We start from the raw sequence: 18216 nt of genomic DNA on the forward strand, positions 1-18216 counted from the left end.
TCTTCCACGAGCGACGAGCCTCGACGGCGTAGCTGCGCCCGAAACCCTCAAACGGGGCGTCACGCGAAACCACTGGCAGTAAAAAACGTGCCGGCACACAAGCCTCAGCCTATGTTGAAGCCCTCAACCAGTCGTCGCCAGCTCAGCAGCCTCATATGCAGCGCAACACCGAGTAGACGGGGTGTCCACATCGCATGGGCCTCGTCGTGCGTACCATCGGCATGGCCCGAGCACGGATCAAGAGTAACCGTCCGATTGTTACCGCGGTGCTTGGGCCTTGAAGCGGGCGGCGAGTTCAGGGTCATCGACGAAGTCGGCAAGAAAGTCGTGCCAGGCCCTGGTTGTGAGACGCGCATCGCTGAGCATGTCGCTCAGCTCATCGATGCCATGATCAGTTAGCGCGGTGATGGCCTGGTCGGGTCCGGTGTAGACGCTGATGATGTTGCCGTAGGTGAGATTGTCGTGATTGGCGACGATGGCTTCCAGCAACTCCAAGTCCTCGCCGAGCATCGTGGCGACATAATCGAGAGTGCTGACGGAGGTGACGGTAGCCATCAGGCGGCGAGTGCTTGCGGGTCGCTGTGCGGCACCCAGTTCCACGGCAGCAGTTCGTCGATCCTGTTGATCTTGTGATCGTGGATGCGATTGAGCAGGTCGGTGATGTAGGCTTGGGGGTCGAGGCCGTTCATCTTGGCGGTTTCGATGAGCGTCATGGCGCGGGCGAGAGTTTGGGCACCAGCCTCAGAGCCAGCAAATAGCCAGTTCTTCTTGCCCAGGCATATGGGCCTGACAGCGCGCTCGGCGGCGTTGTTGTCGATGGCGACGCGCCCATCGTCGAGAAACAGACTGAAAGCGTGCCATCGGCCAAGGGCGTACCGAAAGGCCTTCGCCAGATCCCCCTTGGTCGAGATACGGGTGAGTTGCTGCTCAGCCCACGCGTGCAAAGCCTCGTGCTTGGGTTTGCTCAGTTCCTGGCGCACTGCCCGGCGGATGTCGGCAGGTTTGCCCGCGATCTCGCGCTCGATGTCGTAGAGCTGCCCGATACGCTCCAGAGCCTCGTGTGCGATCTCGGATTTCTGTGACGTCCAGATGTCATGGAAATCGCGCCGCCAATGGGCAAAGCAAGCTGCCTCCCGGAAGCGGGGTTCGCCACCGGCGGCCGGCTCGTAGAGCTTGGCATAGCCTTTGTAGGCGTCGGCTTGGAGGACACCACTTGCATTGCCCAGATGGGCCAGCACGTGCTCCGCTTTCCAGTTGGGAGCATAGCGGTAGACGACGCCGGGTGGCGCGGTGCCGGCCCAAGGGCGCTGATCACAGACATAGCCCCACATCCGGCCTTGCATCACACCCTTGCCGATACCTTTGGCTCGTCGTTCCGGAGCCAGCACGCGGATAGGTGTGTCGTCGGCATGCAGGACCTCGCTGCTCAACACCGATGCCTCGATCTGTTCGATCACGGGCTGCAGGATCCGCATCGAGCGACCACACCAATCGGCAAGCGTGCTGCGCGGGATGTCGGCACCCATGCGCGCGAAGATCTCGTTTTGCCGATACAGCGGCAAATGGTCGTCATATTTCGAGACCAGCACGTGAGCCAGGAGACTTCCTCCGGCCATGCTGCCGGGGATCGGCCGGCTCGGGGCTGGCGCCTGCACCATCTTCTCGCAGCAACGGCAGGACTTCTTTGGGCGGGCGACCTCGATGACCTTGAGCTTGGCCGTGATCATCTCGAGGATCTCGCTCACGTCTTCGCCCACGAGACGCAGCTCGCCGCCGCAATCGGGACAGCTGCTGCCGGGGTCGAGTTCGTGGCGCTCGCGCGGCGTATCCGCTGAGACGCGCGGCCGCCGCGACGATCGCGATGCAGAGCTGGTGTCGGCACAAGCGCCCGCGGCTTGCGCTTCGGGAGCGCTCTGGTCGCTCGTCGTCATGCCTTGTTGTGCGACAGTGACGAGCACGTCTTCGAGTGCGAGCTCCAGCTGCTCGATCTCGCGTTCGATCTTCTCGGAGGATTTGCCGAAAACCTGCTTCCTGAGCTTGGCGATCTGCAAGCGCAGCGCCTGGACGACCAGGTCATGGGCGCGCAGCGTCGTCGTCAGCTTCGTGTTCTCGGCCTGCAACCGGGCGACCATGGCCTTGAGGAGAGCCGGGTCCTCAGGAAGATCGGGCGCCGCGTGTCGCATGGCTTTTTCTACGCGAAAACCGCCGAAAAGCCTAGCAAAACAGCCGTTTTCTTAGATGAAAAGTTACCCGGCGTGTGCCGGCGGCGCGCCCAGGTCGGGCGCCTCCAGTCGATCCCTTCCCACAGCATCGCGAGTTGAGCAGATGTCAGTCGCGCCGCTCCGTCAGCCGCGGAGGGCCAGGGAAAGCGGCCGCGTTCCAGGATCTTGTAATAGAGGCAAAAGCCCTGGCCATCCCAGTAGAGCAGCTTCAGCCTGTCGCCACGCCGCCCACGAAATGCAAATACGGCACCACTGGCCGGCTTCTGTCGCAGCTCGGTCTGGGCGAACATGGCAAGACCCGAGATCCCCTTGCGCATGTCAGTGACACCGCAGGCGAGATACACTCTTACGCCGGTCCCAGGTCCGATCATGCAGCTTCCACCGACCGGATCAGCCGGGTCAGGGCAGCAGCCTCGATGCCGGCATCGAAGCGAAGGCACCGGCCATGCGCCAGGCACAGCTCGACGATCACAGGCGAGGCAATTTTGTCCTCGAGCACGGGCTCCGCGTGTCGCATGGGCACCTCGAGGTCCACCGGCAAGAAGGTCGGTGCGGCCGGCGCAGGTAGCAGCCCTTGCTTCCTGAACTGATGTCGCCACTGGTAGATCTGGCTTCGTGAGACATCGTAGCGCCGCGCAACACGTGCCAATGTCTCGCCGTTCACCCCCACCGCGGCGACGATCTCGAGCCTCTCCGCGGTGCTCCACCGGCGGCGCCGCTCCCGGCCCAGTATCTCCACAGCCGTCCCTCGCTCACGCTCAGGACGTCCATAACGACGTCCTTATGGACGTCTCTTACGCGCTCAATTCACCCTTCGGCAGGCGGCCTCAACCGGTCGGTTACGATCAAGATCGGCATGGCCAATCTGGTCTATAACATCCAGCGGCTCCCCTGGCTCGAGGGGCGTACTGCGCCCGCGTGACGCCGATCCGGCGCTCAGCGGAGGATCATATCCGCCCGAACGAGCAGGAGCCTACCCGAGATCATGCCGCCAAGGCTGCTATGAGCACCCCTCGCGTCGCTCTCGCGTTGAATCGGTAGTTCTTCGAGGCGTCCAGATGCCTCTGTGATACACTGTTCACGCGGCTGCCGCAGGCACAGTTCGTAATCGGCGCCTGGCGGCATGACTAGACTACGTGAGGCCGCACCCGATGTTGGCGAGGGCTCCCGCCATTATGGACGACCACCTGCCCGGGGGCTTACCTTGGAGAGGCTGCTAACTCACATGATTCAGCAAGGCCGCCAGTCTGCGACACCGGCCGCCGAGAGAACTGCGAGCGGTCGCATCGAGAGAGTAGCAGGTGCTCAGATTGATCTATCGTATCGCGTGCGCGCCTGAGACCACGCAGCTTCAGTAAAGTCCTTGAAGATATTCCAGACAGCCTCGGGATCTGGCATATTGTGAATGGTCATAAGGGCAATCGATTGCACCTTCAGCATACAAAAAAGCTTGAAGTACTCATAGTTGTTTACCGGCTGCCCACTTTCCACCTCAAAGCGGCTGATAAAGTCATACTCTGTGGGAGTGCCCTCAGCGGGGATGTCGAACTTCTTCTGACTCTCCGTGATAAAGCTCAGAAGCGCCAGATCGGACTCGTTGTGACCAATAAAGGAGAGTTCCCAATCAAGTGCCGAAACTAACCGATTATCTTTGTACATCAAGTTCGCAAACTGCGCGTCACCATGCACGAGCGCCGGTGCATATAAGTCGTTCGGCTCGTGACGCACCATCCATTGGTGAAGCGATGTGAGATAGTCGAGCTTGTCCGCTATGGCGTTTTTCGAAAGTCGGACTTCTTCCATCCACCAGCCTAGTTCACGTTGAACGGCCGTCGGAGCTTCAGGACCGCGACGCAGTAAATGCCTTACGCGATCTCCACGGATTGCCTTCTTTTTCAAAGCGCCATGGAAGCCCGCAGCCTGAAGCATCATTTCGTTGCGAGTCGCTGGTTCGACTTTGGAGAACGGTCCCGTCGAGTAGAGGCTCGCAGTTGGTTTATCTGCTTCGATGCGTTCCATCACATAGCCTGGGACACCGAGCATTTCACCAGTCGAGTCGAGCCAGTAGGCACATGGCGAGGGTACACCTGCCGAACGGACCGCCTGCAATGTGGCAAACTCGTCATCGAAACTCTTTTGCGCCAGCAGCGCGGGTCCGGGGAGATATCGAACTACAAGACGCTCTTGCTGAGCGCCTCCTCCTCGATCGATCACCGCGTCGAAAAGGCCGATGCCATTAGTTGAGCCCGCCCCATCACTTGGATATTCGATTTCGCTTACGATGACGTCACCGTAAACATCGTGCTGCCGAGCGATGAACGCTCGCAATTTATCGATGGAAATGCGCTTGAATGCTGCTTTAGCGTTCCGGACTGACTCGCCCATCACATCGCTCATATCACTCACTATCGTCCTCCAACGGTGCCGAGATGATTCACCTGTCATCCCTAGTGGATGGCCTGCAAGTCATTCCGCTCTCCCTCTGATCATGTTACGTCCCATCGTCGATTAAATGCCTGTCAAGCGTCGGGCAGAGCTCGTATCAAAAATTATTCGGACCTGTCCATGTCGATGCTTCAAAGCCTAGTAGCGATTCCAGATGCGACTGTGCTCTTGAAGCATGTTCGATGATAAGCCGTTACTAGGTTGATGGTGGCGATCGCTCGCTTCTCATCTTGCCGAGTTCGCAATTGGCGTTCGCACGCAAACTTGATGCTCTCCGGCTTGCATCATGCGAGGAAGCCACCGCGCGCGCTCTTCGCGTTTCCCCCAGGCTTCAAAGGCTTCGCCAAACTCGAGCGCAGCGGCAGCGTACAAAAAGTCACATTGATCATTTTGCGAGCGAACCAAAGCTGGCGCTTTAATTGCAGATCCTCATCCCCAAGTGACATGTTGGCTTCAAAATATCGTCTATCAATTTCACGGATCCTTGCATTAGCAAGCGCTGCCTTCTCGCCCGGCTCTTCTCATCTAGGTTCAGCTCCCTACATCGTAGATGAAGGTAAGCTAGAACTTGCCGATGAGTTCGACGCCATAGGTTCGCGGCGGCAGGAATGAGCCCAGGGCACCGCCGAATCCTAGCACGCCGCCGAGTATGGCCTTGTTGCCAATGTTCTTTACCCAGCCACGCAGCGTTAGCCGCTCGTCTGCGGTCCGGTAGGTGATGAAGGCATTCTGTGTGGTGTAGCCCTCCTGCACCGTCCATGGATAGCTCACTTCGCGCAGATTGTATTGCGACGTGAAGTTGAGCTCGCCGCGAAAGGTAAGTAAACCCGCATCTTGACCCAAGTTGAGATCGTATTCCGCACCAACAAGGCCAGATAGATCGGGCGCGTTATTGAGCCGATTGCCGCGTACGTTTTGCGGCGTCAAGTTAGGACTGAGGTTAGCGTCTCCAAGATAGTCGGAGTTGTACCGGGCGTTCAGCAACGACACGTTTGCATCGAACCGAAGCGCATCGACTGGACGCACGTTCAAAGCCACTTCCGCACCGTAGATGCGCGCCTTGGGTACATTGTCGACCACAATGCCTAACGGGGACACAATTTCGAGCTGAAGATCCTTTATATCGTTATAGAAGATCGAGATATTAAGTGTGAGCCGACGATCCCAGAAGCGGCTTTTCAATCCCGCCTCGAGTGAATTCACCGTTTCTGGCGCGTAGCCGTTCTGGCACTGTGACTGTGAAAAGCTTGGTCCTTTGTACCCGTGGGCGCCTTGTACATAAACGTTGACATCGTCACTCACTTCCTGTCGGATACCGAGCCGTCCTGTGACGTGGTCATCCCTTACTTTCTGTTCTGGGTCTATTCCTGCACCTGGGCACCGTAGCACTTCGCCTGCCGGAGTCTGATCGAAAATTCGAAGGCGCTGGTTCACGGTTTCGCGACTAAAGCGTAGACCACCGAACAGATGGGTTCGCGCACCGAGAAGTACGGTGACGTCGCCGAACGCCGAAGCGCTTTCCTGCAGTGCCGCCTGGTCGTTACGCGACGTCGGCCCGAGTGCGGGAGGCGGGCTAGAGGTATTGTCGAGCGTGTATCGCTGACGGAAATAGTAGGCGCCTAAAACCCAGTCGATCTTGCTTGATGTGCCATTAAGACTCAATTCCTGCGAAAACGTCTTGGACTTCGCAAGTGCGCTGATCGGATAGGCGAGAAGGGTGCCCAGGGTATCATAGGTGTTGTTAAAGCGCGCGTTTGTGAAGCCTGTGATCGACTTGAGCACGAGTCCATCGGCGATGTCGATGGTGTTCGTTACGGACCCTACTCGTAGCCGCCGATAGCCAGAATACCGAGTGGGGCTATTTACACGATATGGATCGAAGTCGGGTTGGAGAAAAGCCACGGGCAGACCGAATGCACTTAGAATGGGGAAGCTTGGATCGAACGAGTCGAATGCCGGTCCAGCGGACCGCTCTTCGCGATGGCTCAGCCGGGCCTTAACCGACCAGCCCTGCAGGGGCTCGGCATCGATGCTGAAGCGTCCACCAAACGCTTGAAGGTCGTTCAGGTCCTGCCCTGTGAAGACGTTGCGGACGTAGCCGTCGCGGTACTCACGCTCGATGAACAGGCGCATTCGAAGTTTATCATCGATAGGCGCACTCACGAAGGCGTTTGCGCGAACGCTGTCGTAGTTGCCAGTGCCGACGGTGAAGCCGCTGCTCAACTCCTTGGTTGGCGCTGCCGAGGTAAAATTAATGACACCAGCCGTGGAGTTGCGACCGTAGAGTGTGCCCTGTGGTCCACGCAAAACTTCGACCGCCCCTATATCGAACTGCCCAAGGCCAAACGCCTTCGTCTGTGGCACCGCGACGCCATCAATATAGATGCCGACAGAACTTTCTCCGTTTCCGGACACAAAAGCAGTGCCGATGCCGCGGATACTGATGTTACCCGCGTTGGCGAATTCTGAGAAACGCAGGCCCGGCGCTTGCGTCGCGAGGTCCGTCAGGTCGATGATGCGACGCTCTTCAACCAGCGCCGCGTCGAACGCATTGACGGTGACTGGTACATCTTGAACGCTTTCAGACCGGCGCTGCGCAGTGACGATGATCTCGTCCGCGGCTCGCCCCGAAGATCGAGCGGCTCCGTCTGCTCGGTCAGCACTTGGATAGTCGCTCACGACGGTTGACGCATTTGCATTCGCCGCTGCCACAACGGACATGAGCGAGGCGCCCGCCAACAATGCACCAAGCTGGAACCTACGCACGTAGCACATAAACCCTCTCCTTCTCCGGCGGTTCCTCCGCTCTGGCGATGTGTGTATCAGCTCGAAATGAAGAGTCTAGGCACCCAAGGCAAATTATTGTGGCGGATCTCGGCGCTTTGGGATCGCAAAATCAGGGCGGTCGGAACGTTCGGCGATGCGCATGATCTGCGCATCTCTTTTCTGAATTTCCGGACGTGGCTTGGCCAACGACGACATCCTTGCCAGCCTGTTCGTGATCAAACCAGCCTATGCCCGGCTCACAAGAGAGCCTCTCGATTAGCCGCTCGCTTTTGGCTAGCTTATGCCAGCAAAGCCGAACATAGTCGGCTGCCTTGAGGTTTTCACAAGGCGGTGTAAGCGGCATAGCCGTAGGGGTCTAGCCTGATAGATGGAACGCTACGGAGACTGCCTCATGACTATGGACCTGCTGGATGACCTCAATCGGGCGATCATCGCCGCTTTGCAAGAGAACCCATCACGAACGAACAAGGACATCGGCAAAAAGCTACGGGTATCGGAGCCTACGGTTGCCACCCGCATTCGAGCTCTCGAAGACGCTAAGGTCCTACGGGTCATGATGCAAAGTGATATGCGTGCAATGGGGAGGCCACTGTTGGCCCTCGTCGACATCAATGTCGAAGGTCGCCCCCCCGAAGATGTTGCTACCGAACTTGCCGCCCTCGATGCATGCACAAGTGTTTCCATTCCGATGAGTAATCCAGATATTTTTTGCAACGTTAATGCAGTAGACGGTGAAGACCTGCAGCGCTTTGTAGACGATCATCTGTCTAAGATTGAAGGTATCGTATCGTACGAGATTTCAACGGCGCTTGAAGTTGTGAAACTTGATCCTAGATTTGGTAAATTGAGGGGTGAATAGTGCGTTTAGACGAGGTGGATAGGGAAATCGTTGCGCTGCTGAAAGAGGACGCTCGTATAAGTAACCGTGAAACCGCACGAAGGCTGGGCATTTCGGACACTCTCGTCCGCAAGCGACTCAGGCGACTGTCTGAGTCCGGGCTCGCCAAGATCACTGCGGTGACCGACTATGTGGCTATGGGTCATACAACTACAGCCCTCGTACGTGTCGTCTCAGCACCGAAGGTGGCGCGGGAGGTCGTAGAGGAAATGGCGAAATTCGAACAGATCAGCTTCGCTGCGCTGACCACAGGACGCTTCAACATCGTGCTTCTCCTATCAGCACGTAGCAGGCGCGAAGTAGCCGATATCATCCATAAACATCTGCGTAGCTGGAGCGGCGTTCACATGGTGGAAACGCTTGAGCTTGTAGAGACGGTGAAACATAGACTCGACGTTGCGCTCGTCGTTCGAGACAAATGATTTATTGGGCGTGCTTCGCGCTGCGTGAGTTGAAGGATGTTCGTGATGAGCATGTCCTATTCAGCGTGTCCGGACCGGCGCGGCGCTTGTTGTTTACTCGAACTGATGTGTCGATGCGTTGATAACGCTTTATAGTGCCGCTTAGGAGCGTGGCACTAACGAGCAAGATCATGGCAAGCGACTCCGCCGCACAGACTCCCGATGCTACTATCCGCATGGGATGAGGCGGATCTTCTCAACGCAATTGGGTAGCGGGTCATCGGAGGCACTGTTTTCCCTAGCGGATGTGGTTCGGGCATCGATCAGGTTCCTTCTGGGAGAACAAGTTAGGAGCCCGGCGGGTTGATAACCGCGGATGATCGCAGGCAATCTGCACCGATCGAGAAAGTGGCGCCGTTTGGGCAAGCTGCCGGTCGACTACGGCTACTTCGCCATAGTCTGCAAGCGGCCGCCGTTCACAAAGCTTTACGAAGAAGCACCAACGCGTGACCGCACACTATCGCAAGCTTGCCGCCGCCACCTTCTTAGGCTCCGCACTCACAATCCACGTTATTTGGCTTCGAGCAATCATCGTGTGATTGCGCTGCCTGATCAAACATCTACCGTTGGCAGAAAACGGGATAAACTGACACAGTTGGCCTCCGAGGAAGCAAAGAACGAGATGAGGCTGTATCGCGGATCGTCACCCCTCATGGCTGATCGTTGCTGAGCTAGATCAGAGGCTAGCCAGACTTCTTATGTCCACGTCTGGCATGAAACGTAGATCTGTTGTTCGTGCGCAAAGAGGCCCTCCTCTCGTAGCAGTACCTCGGGCCTACTATCACGCAATTGAGACAGGTGCCAAGCCGCCTGATCCATCCAAATGAGCTACACAGAGGCATACGAGCTTATCCCGTGCCGCGCACAAATCTTAGCCTGTCAATACCAGGAGACTTGATCGGCGTGGTTCACCCCGGACAGTAGAGCGATGAACACCTCCGGCGACTTGCCGTTGCGCTCGTCAAAGAGAAGATGTACTTCTCTGTACATCATGGAAGTTTGCGCAGGAAAACGGCAGCAGAATCGGCTTAAGCGTCGGGCAGTCATCGTTGAAGTCGCTACGCGCGCCTTCCTTGAGCAGGGTTATGCCGCCACCAGCATGTCGGCCATCGCCGATGAGCTTGGCGGCTCAAAGGCAACTTTGTGGTCTTATTTTGCGTCAAAGGAGGACCTGTTCATTGCCGTGGTAGATGGACAGGTGGACCTGTTCGCTGCGGAGATCGAGGTCGCAAGTGAGCCCCGCGCCTTCTCCGTTGAAGGCTTGCATCACTATTGTCTCACATTCTTGCGTACTCTAATGAAGCCGGAGGCTGTAGCACTGTTTCGCGTGATAATGGGCGACGGCGGTCGCTTCCCCGAGATTAATAGCATCTTTCACCTTCGTGGTCCGGCGCGTTTCTATGCCTATCTCAGCGGTTTTCTAGCCTCGCGGTTCGCCGCGGAAGAGGCAGCACGTTTGGCGCTGTTGATCAACGCGACGATGGCAGGCTGGCGGTCGCAGATCCTGACCCGCCCCGACCCGGTGCACCCGGGTGAGCTGGAACAGTTCGTAGATGATCTAATCGCCCATCTACGACTGACGGAAAGCCTGCCAGATTGAAACGGCGCCTTGAGCTTGTGTCGCGAGCAGCACGTCCTGCCGGTGCTGGCCGGCATGCTCAGGCTCGGCTCGCTGGAGGCCAACACCCATTCACTTCACGCCGGAGTCGGTACTCTAAATCAACCGGGTCGAGCGCTAAATTGCAGAGAGCGCCCGCAAGCAGTTAAAGCACGCCGTTAACGCCGCGATCGGACAAATGGCGCAGGTTATACGCGCTTTGATCGGACGCTACATCCGATACCAGAAGCTATGCCGAGCGAGAGCTGCCTTCAAGAGTCCGAGCTCCCTGCGAACGAAAGTGGCAATAGCTTACGCAGCAGAAAAGCGGTCACACATCGATCATTCCCGCTCGCGTTGCGTGCTGGCTTGCCGAAGCTCGCTCCTGCGTCCTTTATCTATGGTGTTTAAGGCTAGATTCCGAATAGCGCGACGATGGTCAGGCCGAATCGGTTGATCACCGTCGCCGCGAAAAAGGCAATGCCCTATGGCATCGCCACGAACGCCTCCCTGATGGTCGCTGTCCCTAGTGGGCCGAGGCGGCGGATGGTCGGAGGGTTAATGGGCGTCGCAGCAGGACTTCTTTCCACACGTACGGAAAGGTAAGAGTCACGGACTATGTAGCCGATCCGATCGCAAGCATGTCCCTCGTCCAGCGCCATCGCAGCCTTGCCATCAGCGAGCATGTGACCGGCGTCACACGCGGATGCCAGTGTGCCGAGGGCATGGGGGGCGGTCGTGACCGCCAGACAGCCATCGACGATTCAACGCAAGGCCTCACGCGGATCGAAGATGGCTACGGGGTCGAGCCAGCTGAACGGCTCACTGCAGCAGGCGGCATGACGTCCTTCATGTTGAGCAACGCGCCCAGATAAATCATCTGGTCGCCTCATGTGGACGGCGGCGCGGATGCGGTGACCATTGCCGGGTCTGCAAAAAGCCGGGAGTGATATCGTCAATGCATCCGCCATTCAGCCGGGGCAGCGCCTTCACGACGGGAAAAGCGGCGTGCTTGCGGGCGTCGCGCGCGAAATCACCGCCGATGTAATAGCGCTGGGCCACCTTCGTCATGGTGGCAAAGGACAAAGTTCGGGTGGATGGCGATGTGGCCTCGTTCCAGGAGCCGACCCGATCCGGCAACATCGCCAGCCGCAGCTTCTGCGCCGAGTGCGGAACTGCCATCTACTCCGAACCGGCTAAGAGCGCAGGCGCAAAGATGGTGAAGCTGAGCGTTCTCGACGATGCTCCGTGGGACACGGTAAAGGCGGCATTCTGGACCAGCGAGAAGCCAGCCTGGTTTTCGCTTCCCGCCGACCTGAAGCAGTTTGCCACACAGCCATGACGCCCGTGAAGCAGAGCAATCAACGGCCTAATCGTTGATCGGCGGTTTATTTCCTATAACGAGACTTTAGGTGCCGAAGCTTGGTCGTCGTCGCTGGTCATAAGTAGCAAAGCTTGCGCGAGCTTCAGGCTTGTAACATGAACGGCGTCAGCTGGTGCGTGTGCGGCAGTCGGATCTAGCGTGATTGCGAGGCCCCTGAGCTTCATTGGCCTGGTCGTCGTCGGTGCCCCAAGTTTTAGGCGCAGCTATCCTGCGGCTGTCCGGCATTCTTGGAAGATCAGGCGGTTCATGTCGTAGGCAAGGCCCGCAAAGTTGATCTTGGCTTGGGCTTGCTTGATGCCGATGTTGCGGATGAACAGCCCGATCTGATCCTTTTGGCGAGCAAACACATGTTCGACATGGGCGCGGATCTTCGATTTGGCGGCATTGGCCTTGGGGGTGCGCTCGGGCATCGGGATATCGCGCGGTCTCTTGCGATGATTGCAACTGACCCGGCTTCGCCGCTTGAGCTATGCCTCAATTGGAGCGGTCAGGCCTGCTGAGTTCACAACAACAGCATAGGCCTCGCCGTTGACGGGAAATCGAGGATCCGGTAAGTTTCAAGGTGAAAGACAGCCCTGAGCGCGAGGGTCGCAATCCGGCGAGCGGTGAGGCTATGACGATCAAGCCTGGTGCTCGCTCAAGCCGTGTTCCTGAGCGAAGTATTCCACCTCGTAGGGTTCATCGCCAGCCAGCCTGCTACCGTCGCGAGCATTCGTCTTAGTTTTATCGTTTGCCATGTTGTCCTCTTGGTCACTGCCGACCGTTCAACGCAGCAGACCAGGCAAGGCTGTTAAACGTCAGTTGAAGTGGCGGAACCTCCTCAGAACGACCTGCTTGCCTCAACTGCCTTATGATGCCCTAAGAAGCAGCCGTGACACTCTGCTCTCGGCCGATCTAGTTGTCCGGCTTGGCCGCGTTCCAGTAGAGATCGAGCGGCCAGCGCTCTGGACATTGCGGCACCAGGCATAGCAGTGCGAGGCTAATCACTACACCATCGGCGCGGCTTTCCGACGATCGCGTCGCATCAGCGCGTAGTATATGCAGCGAGAGCGCGATCACGACGCGCTGGTGCCTGGGCAGCTTTGCCAAGGCTCAATGGAACCCATGCGACTTGAAGCGCACGACCTCCTCCAGGTCCATGCCGTTGACATGGGGCGGCCAATAGGAGTTGTTCGGCTTCGGGCTCCAGCCTTTGTCGCCGCGGTCGGGCGAACCCACATGACGCGCCCCATCGCCTCGGCCGGTCCGGTGCAGAAAGGACATCTCGCCCACTTGGTGGAGCAGAGGGCCGTGATCAATGATCTTGTCGCAGATGACGTGGATGACCTCGCCTTCCTTCTGCACGCGCCCCTTCATGCCGATCACGACGCAGACATCACCGTGCGGCATTGAGCCTTGAAGCGGTCGGGCCAAAGGATGCCGTTCGCAATGCCGGTTTCGTCCTCGATGGTGATAAAGAGGACGCCCTTGGCGTTTCCCGGCTTCGGCGGACCAGGATGATGCCGGCGACCTCGATATGGCGGCCTTCACGAATGGTCAGCAGATCCGCGCACCGGGTCACACCACGCCGGGTCAGATCTTCTCGGAGGAAGGTAAGGGAATGGACTCGAATCGAGAGCTGCAGCGAGCGATAGTCCTCAATCACCTCGCGTCCGTCCGTCAGCGGCCGTAGCTCCACGGCAGGCTCGGTTCCTTCCGCACTGAAGGTCTCAGCCGCGCGATCGGCGGCAGCGAACAGCGGCAGCGGGGCCTCACCTAGCCCGCGAACCTTCCAGAGCCCTTGCCGGCAGCGGCAACGGGTTGACCTTCGCGGTCGATCCGCCGTTCTGGCGCTCGGCCATCTGCACGAGAGCGCGCATGCCGGGCGGCAGCTGGTCATCAAAGCCCGGCGCTTTGTCCTCGATCAGCGCGACTGTGTGCAGAGTGGTTGCGTGCATTGCGGCAACTGCGAGTTCTCGTCGACGCCGGTGCCAACCTGCCGCAGCTTCTGGGCCATGGCGGGCAATGCAAGCGACACTGCGACTACGGTCGTGAGCCGGTAGATCTTCTTCATGTGAGTTCTCCAAGCAAAGGTGCATTAAGGGGGTTAGAAGGTCGGGTCCGACCAGCGGTTGACGGTCTCCACAGCGCCTTTGATGCGCCGCCGCAGATCGATCCCGCGGCCCGGGCCATCGAAGTCCCACTTCACGACCGCGTCTTCGGTAACCGTGTTCGGTCCGAAGAACTCATCGTCTCCGTGCCAGGTGCGGCCTTCGATAAGCCGCAGGGTCCATGTCCCGCGTGGCACTAGGACGTGGGCGGCGTCATTCTCCCGGACGTAAGTCGCGAAGATCGCTTCGGATCGCTGGTTAAGGAGCTGAACGACAGCGTTGCGGTCGCCGGTGATAATCTCGAATGGGGTAGTGGGTCCCGAAGCGTAGCCTCGGCGCACCTTGAACTCCCCACTCTCCGGGAACCGCTCGGAAAACCGATATCTGGCAGGAAGTCCCAGCGTTTGGCGTCCGAGTACATCCGCACGCCGTAAGTCAGCAGGACCAACGGCAGGATGAGCTTGCCAGCCCAAGCCATCCGCGCCTTTGCGGCCCGTCCACGTGCGCGTTTGGGGCGCCAGCGGTTCTTCTGGTAGTCGAAACCCTGGTTCTTTGGCTCGAACCAAGGGCCATTCGAGGCCTTGGGTTTATACTCCGGCTTGGCGGAAGCGTAGCCCGGGTGCCTGCTCTTGATTGCCTCTGACGGGTCTTTACCAATCCAGCTCACGCTTTCCAGCGGAACGTCGTCGCGCTCCACGCGCGACTTTTTGCTGTTCCAGCGCGTGTCCGATTTAAGCCCTTCTTCGGCGCGAGGATGGCTCCCATCGAGACCTGCGCGTGGATTCTCGCCCACGGCAGCGCCGCCCCGTTGTAGGCCATCGTGCGGCGTTCGATGTTGGTCATCAGCGGCACCGGTCGGACATCGAGCGTTGGGCCGGACGGTCGGGCGAGAGCCGTCTTCAGGAGTAAGGCGATGCCGACGAGGATCAGAAGCGGCACCATCATGCCAATCAGAGAGCTGTTAGCCATCGACCAACCCTCCGTGTGAAGCATGCAGCTTCGCCGAAGCGCGCACCTGGGCGCGTGCCCGATGGTATTCGAGGCAAGTGCCGAACAGGGCGACGAAGGTCACCGCGATGCGGCCGACCACCGCGGCGGCGAAGAGTGCAAAGCCGATGGCAGCGATATCGGCAACGACATGCTGGCGAGCATTGATGACGGCCAGCTCGTAGCATCCGGCAGGACTGTGCACCTCGCGGTTGCAAGTTGCAGGTTGGTCGATGGTGATGGCGTCGGCGAACTCCTGGGGGCCGCTCTGACGGACGATGGAGGCCAACGCATTTGACGGTTCGATCATGTGTTCGCTCCTCATCGGCTGCGTTCGATGTTGCGTTCGGGTAGGTCGACCTCTTTCGCCGGCGGCGGCATCGCGGCGTCCTTGGCTGGCGTAGGCGGATCGACGCCGTGGGTCGGGAAACCGGCTTTCACGGAAGCGCCAAGAAGGATGTCCGAAGGGATGGTCGGGTTGAACAAGCCTGCGTTCGACGTATCCAGGCTGCGCCCGGTATCGATTCGCTTCTCGCCGATCGTCTCCAGCGCACTCGGCTTGTCGCCCGGGTTGTGCGTGATGGTCTGGAGGACCTGGTCCCTGTCGTTGGTGAAGATCTCGATGTCGAAGCGGACACGGGTCAGCATCACGTAGGTCAGGCGCTGTGTGGCGAGGTTCTGCTCGGCCGAGTGCATGGCGCCAATCCCCCTGTCGGTCGTCATGCCCTGAGCCTGGTGCATGTTGATCGCGTAGGAGAGCCCGAGACGCTCCAGCATCTTGTCGCCCTGCTGAAGCTCGAAGACCTCGCCCCTGGAGTTCTCGATCTTCACGCCATGTTCGCTGACCGAAAGGACCTTGGCCTGATCGGAGTTGTCCAGGTTTCTGGTCTTGTCGGTGTCGGTCCAGCGGATCTTGTCGCCCTCGTGCAGGGTCGTATCCATCTTTTCGTAGAGCTTCAGCGCGTCCTTCTTGTCGTCGGGGTGGACCCGCTGTGGATCGAAGCTGATCTGCGTTCCGCGTTCATTACGCACGATGACGCGGCCCTTTGCGTCGGAACCGAGCACTTCGTAGCGTCCGCGCGCCAGGCTCACCTCGGGCGAATTGCGCGCAACGTCCAGGACCTGCCCCGCGCTGTAGGTCTGCAGGTAGCGCATCTCCTCGCGTGTGGTGTTCACTTGCTGGAGTGTGGTGAGCTGGACGCCCTCGCCCTTGATCGTTCCTTCCTGCTTGAGACCCTCTTGGACGAGCCTGTTGAGGGTCGTGCGCGCGGCGCGGCCGGACGAGTAGATCGCAGTGCCGTCGCGATCCTCAGCCGGCAAGCTGAGCCACTTCTCTGCAGCCTTCTCAAGGTAGTCGTTCCCGTGGGCCTGCACCCGGTCGCCCAGGACGTCGAATGCCTCCCGAAAGTGGCCAGCGCGGCTCAAGGCGGCGACCTGCTGCATGTGCTCGGTCTTCTGGCGCTGGCTGATGTCCAGCTTGGCCATTGCCGGTTGGTGGCTCTGCACGAGCTGGAAGGCTTTGCCGGCGTCGATCGACTGCAGCTGCTTGAAGTCGCCGATCATGACGAGGCGATCGACCTTCAGGCTGTTGGCGATCGTCACCAGGTTGTTCATGGCGTCGTTCGCCACCAGTGAGGACTCGTCGAGCACGATGACCTTGCCTGCCAGCGCTGCACTGGAGGCATCGAACGCAGGCCCCCTCCCCGCCAGCGCGCCGCGCAAATGTGCGTTGACGAAGCTGGACACCGTCTGGCTCTCGATCTTCGCCTCGTCGCGCAGCATGCCTACCATCTTGTTGGCAAAGGCGAGGCCGATCGTCTCGCGTCCCTCCTGAGCTGCGAGTTCCTTGATCGAGTGGATCAAGGTGGTCTTGCCGGCGCCGGCGATGCCCTGGATCACGGCGATGCGATCGGAGGTCGAGAGCGCCAGCGTAGCGGCCGCGAGCTGCTCGCCATTGAGCTGGTGCTCGCCGGTCGTGGCCTTCAGACGTTCTGCAACGTCGGCGCCGGCGACGATTGGCGTTGAGGCCTCACGGCCCTTGTCGATGCCGGCGAGCAGCTGGCGTTCCTGGCCGACGTGTTCGGGCGTCGTGACGTGGGTGAAAGCGCCGTCCAGGCGCTCGGTAGCCCCTTTGATGAGCTGGCCGCTCTCCATCAGCGCCGATACGCGTTTCTCGACGCCTTCGATGTTCACCCCGGCGAGCCCGAGATTAAGCGCGGTCTTGTAGATGTCCGTGAGCGAGAATGCCGCCTCTCGCTGGCCCAGGATACGCACAGCCGAGCCCACGGCCATTTCCGTGCGCAACTGCCCCGGCGTAAGCGCCACGCGCGCGAGGCCCTGCGTCGTCAGGCTGTCCGACGGTCGTAGATATTCACCGATGACGTCGCGCACGTTTGCGATGACGTTCTGCAGCTTTCTGGAGAGACCGATAGGGCGATCGCGATCGTTCGCCATGCCGCTGCGGCCGAGCGCTTCGGCAAGAAGGGCCTTGCCATCGAAGCCCAGAGCGGCGGAGCGCGCAACCCAGGTCTCACCTAGCTTTGCGCGGTCCTCGACTTCGAGCTTAGCATCCCGCGTGTTGACCACGACGCGGTCCCGGCCTTGCGGTGTCGAGATGCCGATCTCGTTGGCTTTATCGACGATCTCCTCGCGGCGCTTGCTGAGCTCCTGCATGACTTCCTTAGGAACTCCTTTGATCTCGAAGGCGCCGTGCTTGCCGGACATCTGGGTCTCGTATCCGAGCTTGGCGAGCTCTTGTCGGAAGGCGGCATGGTAGGCCGATCCGATCGTGGTGTTATTCCGCCATAGTTCGTGATTGCGCAACGCCTGCCACTTACCCGCGGCCGTCCGGGTGATCGCAGCCACGACCACATGGATATGCCCTTGCGGATCGAGCTTGCGGCTCGTGTCGTGCTCGAACAGCGCGTAAACGAGATTGCCCGTCCTGACGGGTTCACCTGTCTTGCTGCGGCTGTAATCGCGCGCCTCTGCCATGGTCTTTTCGACCCAGGTCATCGTCGCTTTGACGCCGGTCATATGCGCTTCGAGGATACGCTTGTCGCCGGCGATGTAGGCCATCACGCTCGCCGATTTCGGCATCGAGAACGTCATGTCGATGCCGGTCGTGCGCTTGGCTGTCTGATTGACCAGCGTGCCGTCCGGCAGCTTTCCGTTGAGGATGTTCTCGAAGTCTTCCTTGGCTACCGCCCCGGACAGACCGAGCGCTTCAGCGCCCTTCCCTGCCCAACCGGTAGCCTCGGCGGAATGCTCGGCTGTGTAGTAGTCGTCCTTGGCGAAGTAGCTTGCGGCTCCCCCTGCGGAGCGCACCGACGCGATGGAGTGCAT

General features: G+C 59.5%; 21 protein-coding genes and 1 pseudogene. 5 read left to right on the forward strand and 17 right to left on the reverse strand.

Features of this window, described 5'->3' with window-relative positions; translation table 11 throughout:
- Positions 1 to 258 precede the first annotated feature (258 nt).
- The 6 genes from C2R25_RS01135 to C2R25_RS01160 all read right to left on the reverse strand — a co-directional run bounded on the left by C2R25_RS01135 (position 259) and on the right by C2R25_RS01160 (position 7442).
- Complete coding sequence (locus C2R25_RS01135) at positions 259 to 555, reverse strand: hypothetical protein (protein WP_103727475.1); 297 nt, start codon at positions 553 to 555, stop codon at positions 259 to 261.
- The gene (locus C2R25_RS01140) at positions 555 to 2183 is read right to left on the reverse strand and encodes an IS66 family transposase (protein ID WP_103727476.1); all 1629 of its coding nucleotides are present in this window, start codon (positions 2181 to 2183) and stop codon (positions 555 to 557) included. The genes C2R25_RS01135 and C2R25_RS01140 overlap by 1 nt, the downstream gene beginning before the upstream one ends.
- 8 nt (positions 2184 to 2191) lie before the next feature.
- On the reverse strand, positions 2192 to 2593 hold the full coding sequence (gene tnpB / locus C2R25_RS01145; RefSeq protein WP_103727477.1) for an IS66 family insertion sequence element accessory protein TnpB: 402 nt from the start codon (positions 2591 to 2593) through the stop codon (positions 2192 to 2194).
- Positions 2590 to 2961 carry a transposase gene (locus C2R25_RS01150; protein WP_103727478.1) on the reverse strand — a complete coding sequence of 124 codons (372 nt, stop codon included), beginning with the start codon at positions 2959 to 2961 and terminating at the stop codon, positions 2590 to 2592. Before C2R25_RS01150 ends, tnpB begins: the two co-directional genes overlap by 4 nt.
- A gap of 566 nt (positions 2962 to 3527) precedes the next feature.
- Positions 3528 to 4619 (reverse strand): phosphotransferase family protein, encoded by a 1092-nt coding sequence (locus C2R25_RS01155; protein ID WP_233203707.1) that lies wholly within the window; start codon positions 4617 to 4619, stop codon positions 3528 to 3530.
- 609 nt (positions 4620 to 5228) lie between these two features.
- The gene (locus C2R25_RS01160; RefSeq protein WP_103727480.1) at positions 5229 to 7442 is read right to left on the reverse strand and encodes a TonB-dependent receptor; all 2214 of its coding nucleotides are present in this window, start codon (positions 7440 to 7442) and stop codon (positions 5229 to 5231) included.
- Between the two features lie 403 nt (positions 7443 to 7845).
- Between C2R25_RS01160 and C2R25_RS01165 the strand changes: the two genes are divergently transcribed.
- The 4 genes from C2R25_RS01165 (at position 7846) to C2R25_RS20310 (ending at position 11285) form a co-directional block, all read left to right on the forward strand.
- Positions 7846 to 8313 carry an Lrp/AsnC family transcriptional regulator gene (locus C2R25_RS01165; RefSeq protein ID WP_158250595.1) on the forward strand — a complete coding sequence of 156 codons (468 nt, stop codon included), beginning with the start codon at positions 7846 to 7848 and terminating at the stop codon, positions 8311 to 8313.
- Positions 8314 to 8327: 14 nt separating this feature from the next.
- A complete protein-coding gene (locus tag C2R25_RS01170; RefSeq protein ID WP_158250596.1) occupies positions 8328 to 8774 on the forward strand; it encodes an Lrp/AsnC family transcriptional regulator in 447 nt (148 codons plus the stop codon).
- A 967-nt stretch (positions 8775 to 9741) separates the two neighbouring features.
- Entirely contained in the window at positions 9742 to 10413 is a 672-nt protein-coding gene (locus C2R25_RS01175; protein WP_233203697.1) for a TetR/AcrR family transcriptional regulator, read from the forward strand.
- 638 nt (positions 10414 to 11051) lie between these two features.
- Entirely contained in the window at positions 11052 to 11285 is a 234-nt protein-coding gene (locus tag C2R25_RS20310) for a hypothetical protein (RefSeq protein ID WP_158250597.1), read from the forward strand.
- Between the two features lies 1 nt (position 11286).
- On the opposite strand, the gene C2R25_RS20315 is transcribed toward C2R25_RS20310, so the two are convergent.
- Positions 11287 to 11472 (reverse strand): hypothetical protein, encoded by a 186-nt coding sequence (locus tag C2R25_RS20315; protein ID WP_233203698.1) that lies wholly within the window; start codon positions 11470 to 11472, stop codon positions 11287 to 11289.
- A gap of 10 nt (positions 11473 to 11482) precedes the next feature.
- On the opposite strand from C2R25_RS20315, the gene C2R25_RS01190 reads away from it, so the two are divergent.
- Entirely contained in the window at positions 11483 to 11752 is a 270-nt protein-coding gene (locus C2R25_RS01190) for a GFA family protein (protein WP_233203699.1), read from the forward strand.
- 245 nt (positions 11753 to 11997) lie between these two features.
- Here the strand turns inward: C2R25_RS01190 and C2R25_RS01195 are convergent, their stop codons facing one another.
- The 10 genes and pseudogenes from C2R25_RS01195 to mobF form a co-directional block, all read right to left on the reverse strand.
- Positions 11998 to 12204 (reverse strand): hypothetical protein, encoded by a 207-nt coding sequence (locus C2R25_RS01195; protein ID WP_103727486.1) that lies wholly within the window; start codon positions 12202 to 12204, stop codon positions 11998 to 12000.
- A gap of 210 nt (positions 12205 to 12414) precedes the next feature.
- On the reverse strand, positions 12415 to 12531 hold the full coding sequence (locus tag C2R25_RS01205) for a DUF3606 domain-containing protein (protein ID WP_103727487.1): 117 nt from the start codon (positions 12529 to 12531) through the stop codon (positions 12415 to 12417).
- A 157-nt stretch (positions 12532 to 12688) separates the two neighbouring features.
- Positions 12689 to 12883 carry a hypothetical protein gene (locus tag C2R25_RS20780; protein WP_233203700.1) on the reverse strand — a complete coding sequence of 65 codons (195 nt, stop codon included), beginning with the start codon at positions 12881 to 12883 and terminating at the stop codon, positions 12689 to 12691.
- A gap of 3 nt (positions 12884 to 12886) precedes the next feature.
- A pseudogene (locus tag C2R25_RS01215) lies at positions 12887 to 13580 on the reverse strand (OB-fold nucleic acid binding domain-containing protein); the annotation flags it as partial.
- Positions 13546 to 13731 (reverse strand): hypothetical protein, encoded by a 186-nt coding sequence (locus tag C2R25_RS20610; RefSeq protein WP_199183734.1) that lies wholly within the window; start codon positions 13729 to 13731, stop codon positions 13546 to 13548. The pseudogene C2R25_RS01215 and the gene C2R25_RS20610, both read right to left, overlap by 35 nt.
- Positions 13698 to 13847 carry a hypothetical protein gene (locus C2R25_RS20320; RefSeq protein WP_158250598.1) on the reverse strand — a complete coding sequence of 50 codons (150 nt, stop codon included), beginning with the start codon at positions 13845 to 13847 and terminating at the stop codon, positions 13698 to 13700. Before C2R25_RS20320 ends, C2R25_RS20610 begins: the two co-directional genes overlap by 34 nt.
- Positions 13848 to 13880: 33 nt before the next feature.
- On the reverse strand, positions 13881 to 14225 hold the full coding sequence (locus tag C2R25_RS01220; protein WP_103727488.1) for a hypothetical protein: 345 nt from the start codon (positions 14223 to 14225) through the stop codon (positions 13881 to 13883).
- Positions 14226 to 14547: 322 nt separating this feature from the next.
- The gene (locus C2R25_RS01225) at positions 14548 to 14853 is read right to left on the reverse strand and encodes a hypothetical protein (RefSeq protein WP_103727489.1); all 306 of its coding nucleotides are present in this window, start codon (positions 14851 to 14853) and stop codon (positions 14548 to 14550) included.
- Positions 14846 to 15181, reverse strand: coding sequence for a hypothetical protein (locus C2R25_RS01230; RefSeq protein WP_103727490.1), 336 nt, complete (start codon positions 15179 to 15181; stop codon positions 14846 to 14848). Before C2R25_RS01230 ends, C2R25_RS01225 begins: the two co-directional genes overlap by 8 nt.
- 11 nt (positions 15182 to 15192) lie before the next feature.
- Positions 15193 to 18216 carry a MobF family relaxase gene (mobF, locus tag C2R25_RS01235; RefSeq protein WP_103727491.1) on the reverse strand — a complete coding sequence of 1008 codons (3024 nt, stop codon included), beginning with the start codon at positions 18214 to 18216 and terminating at the stop codon, positions 15193 to 15195.

Source organism: Novosphingobium sp. HII-3 (genome assembly GCF_002916655.1).
GTDB classification, from domain to species: domain Bacteria; phylum Pseudomonadota; class Alphaproteobacteria; order Sphingomonadales; family Sphingomonadaceae; genus Novosphingobium; species Novosphingobium panipatense.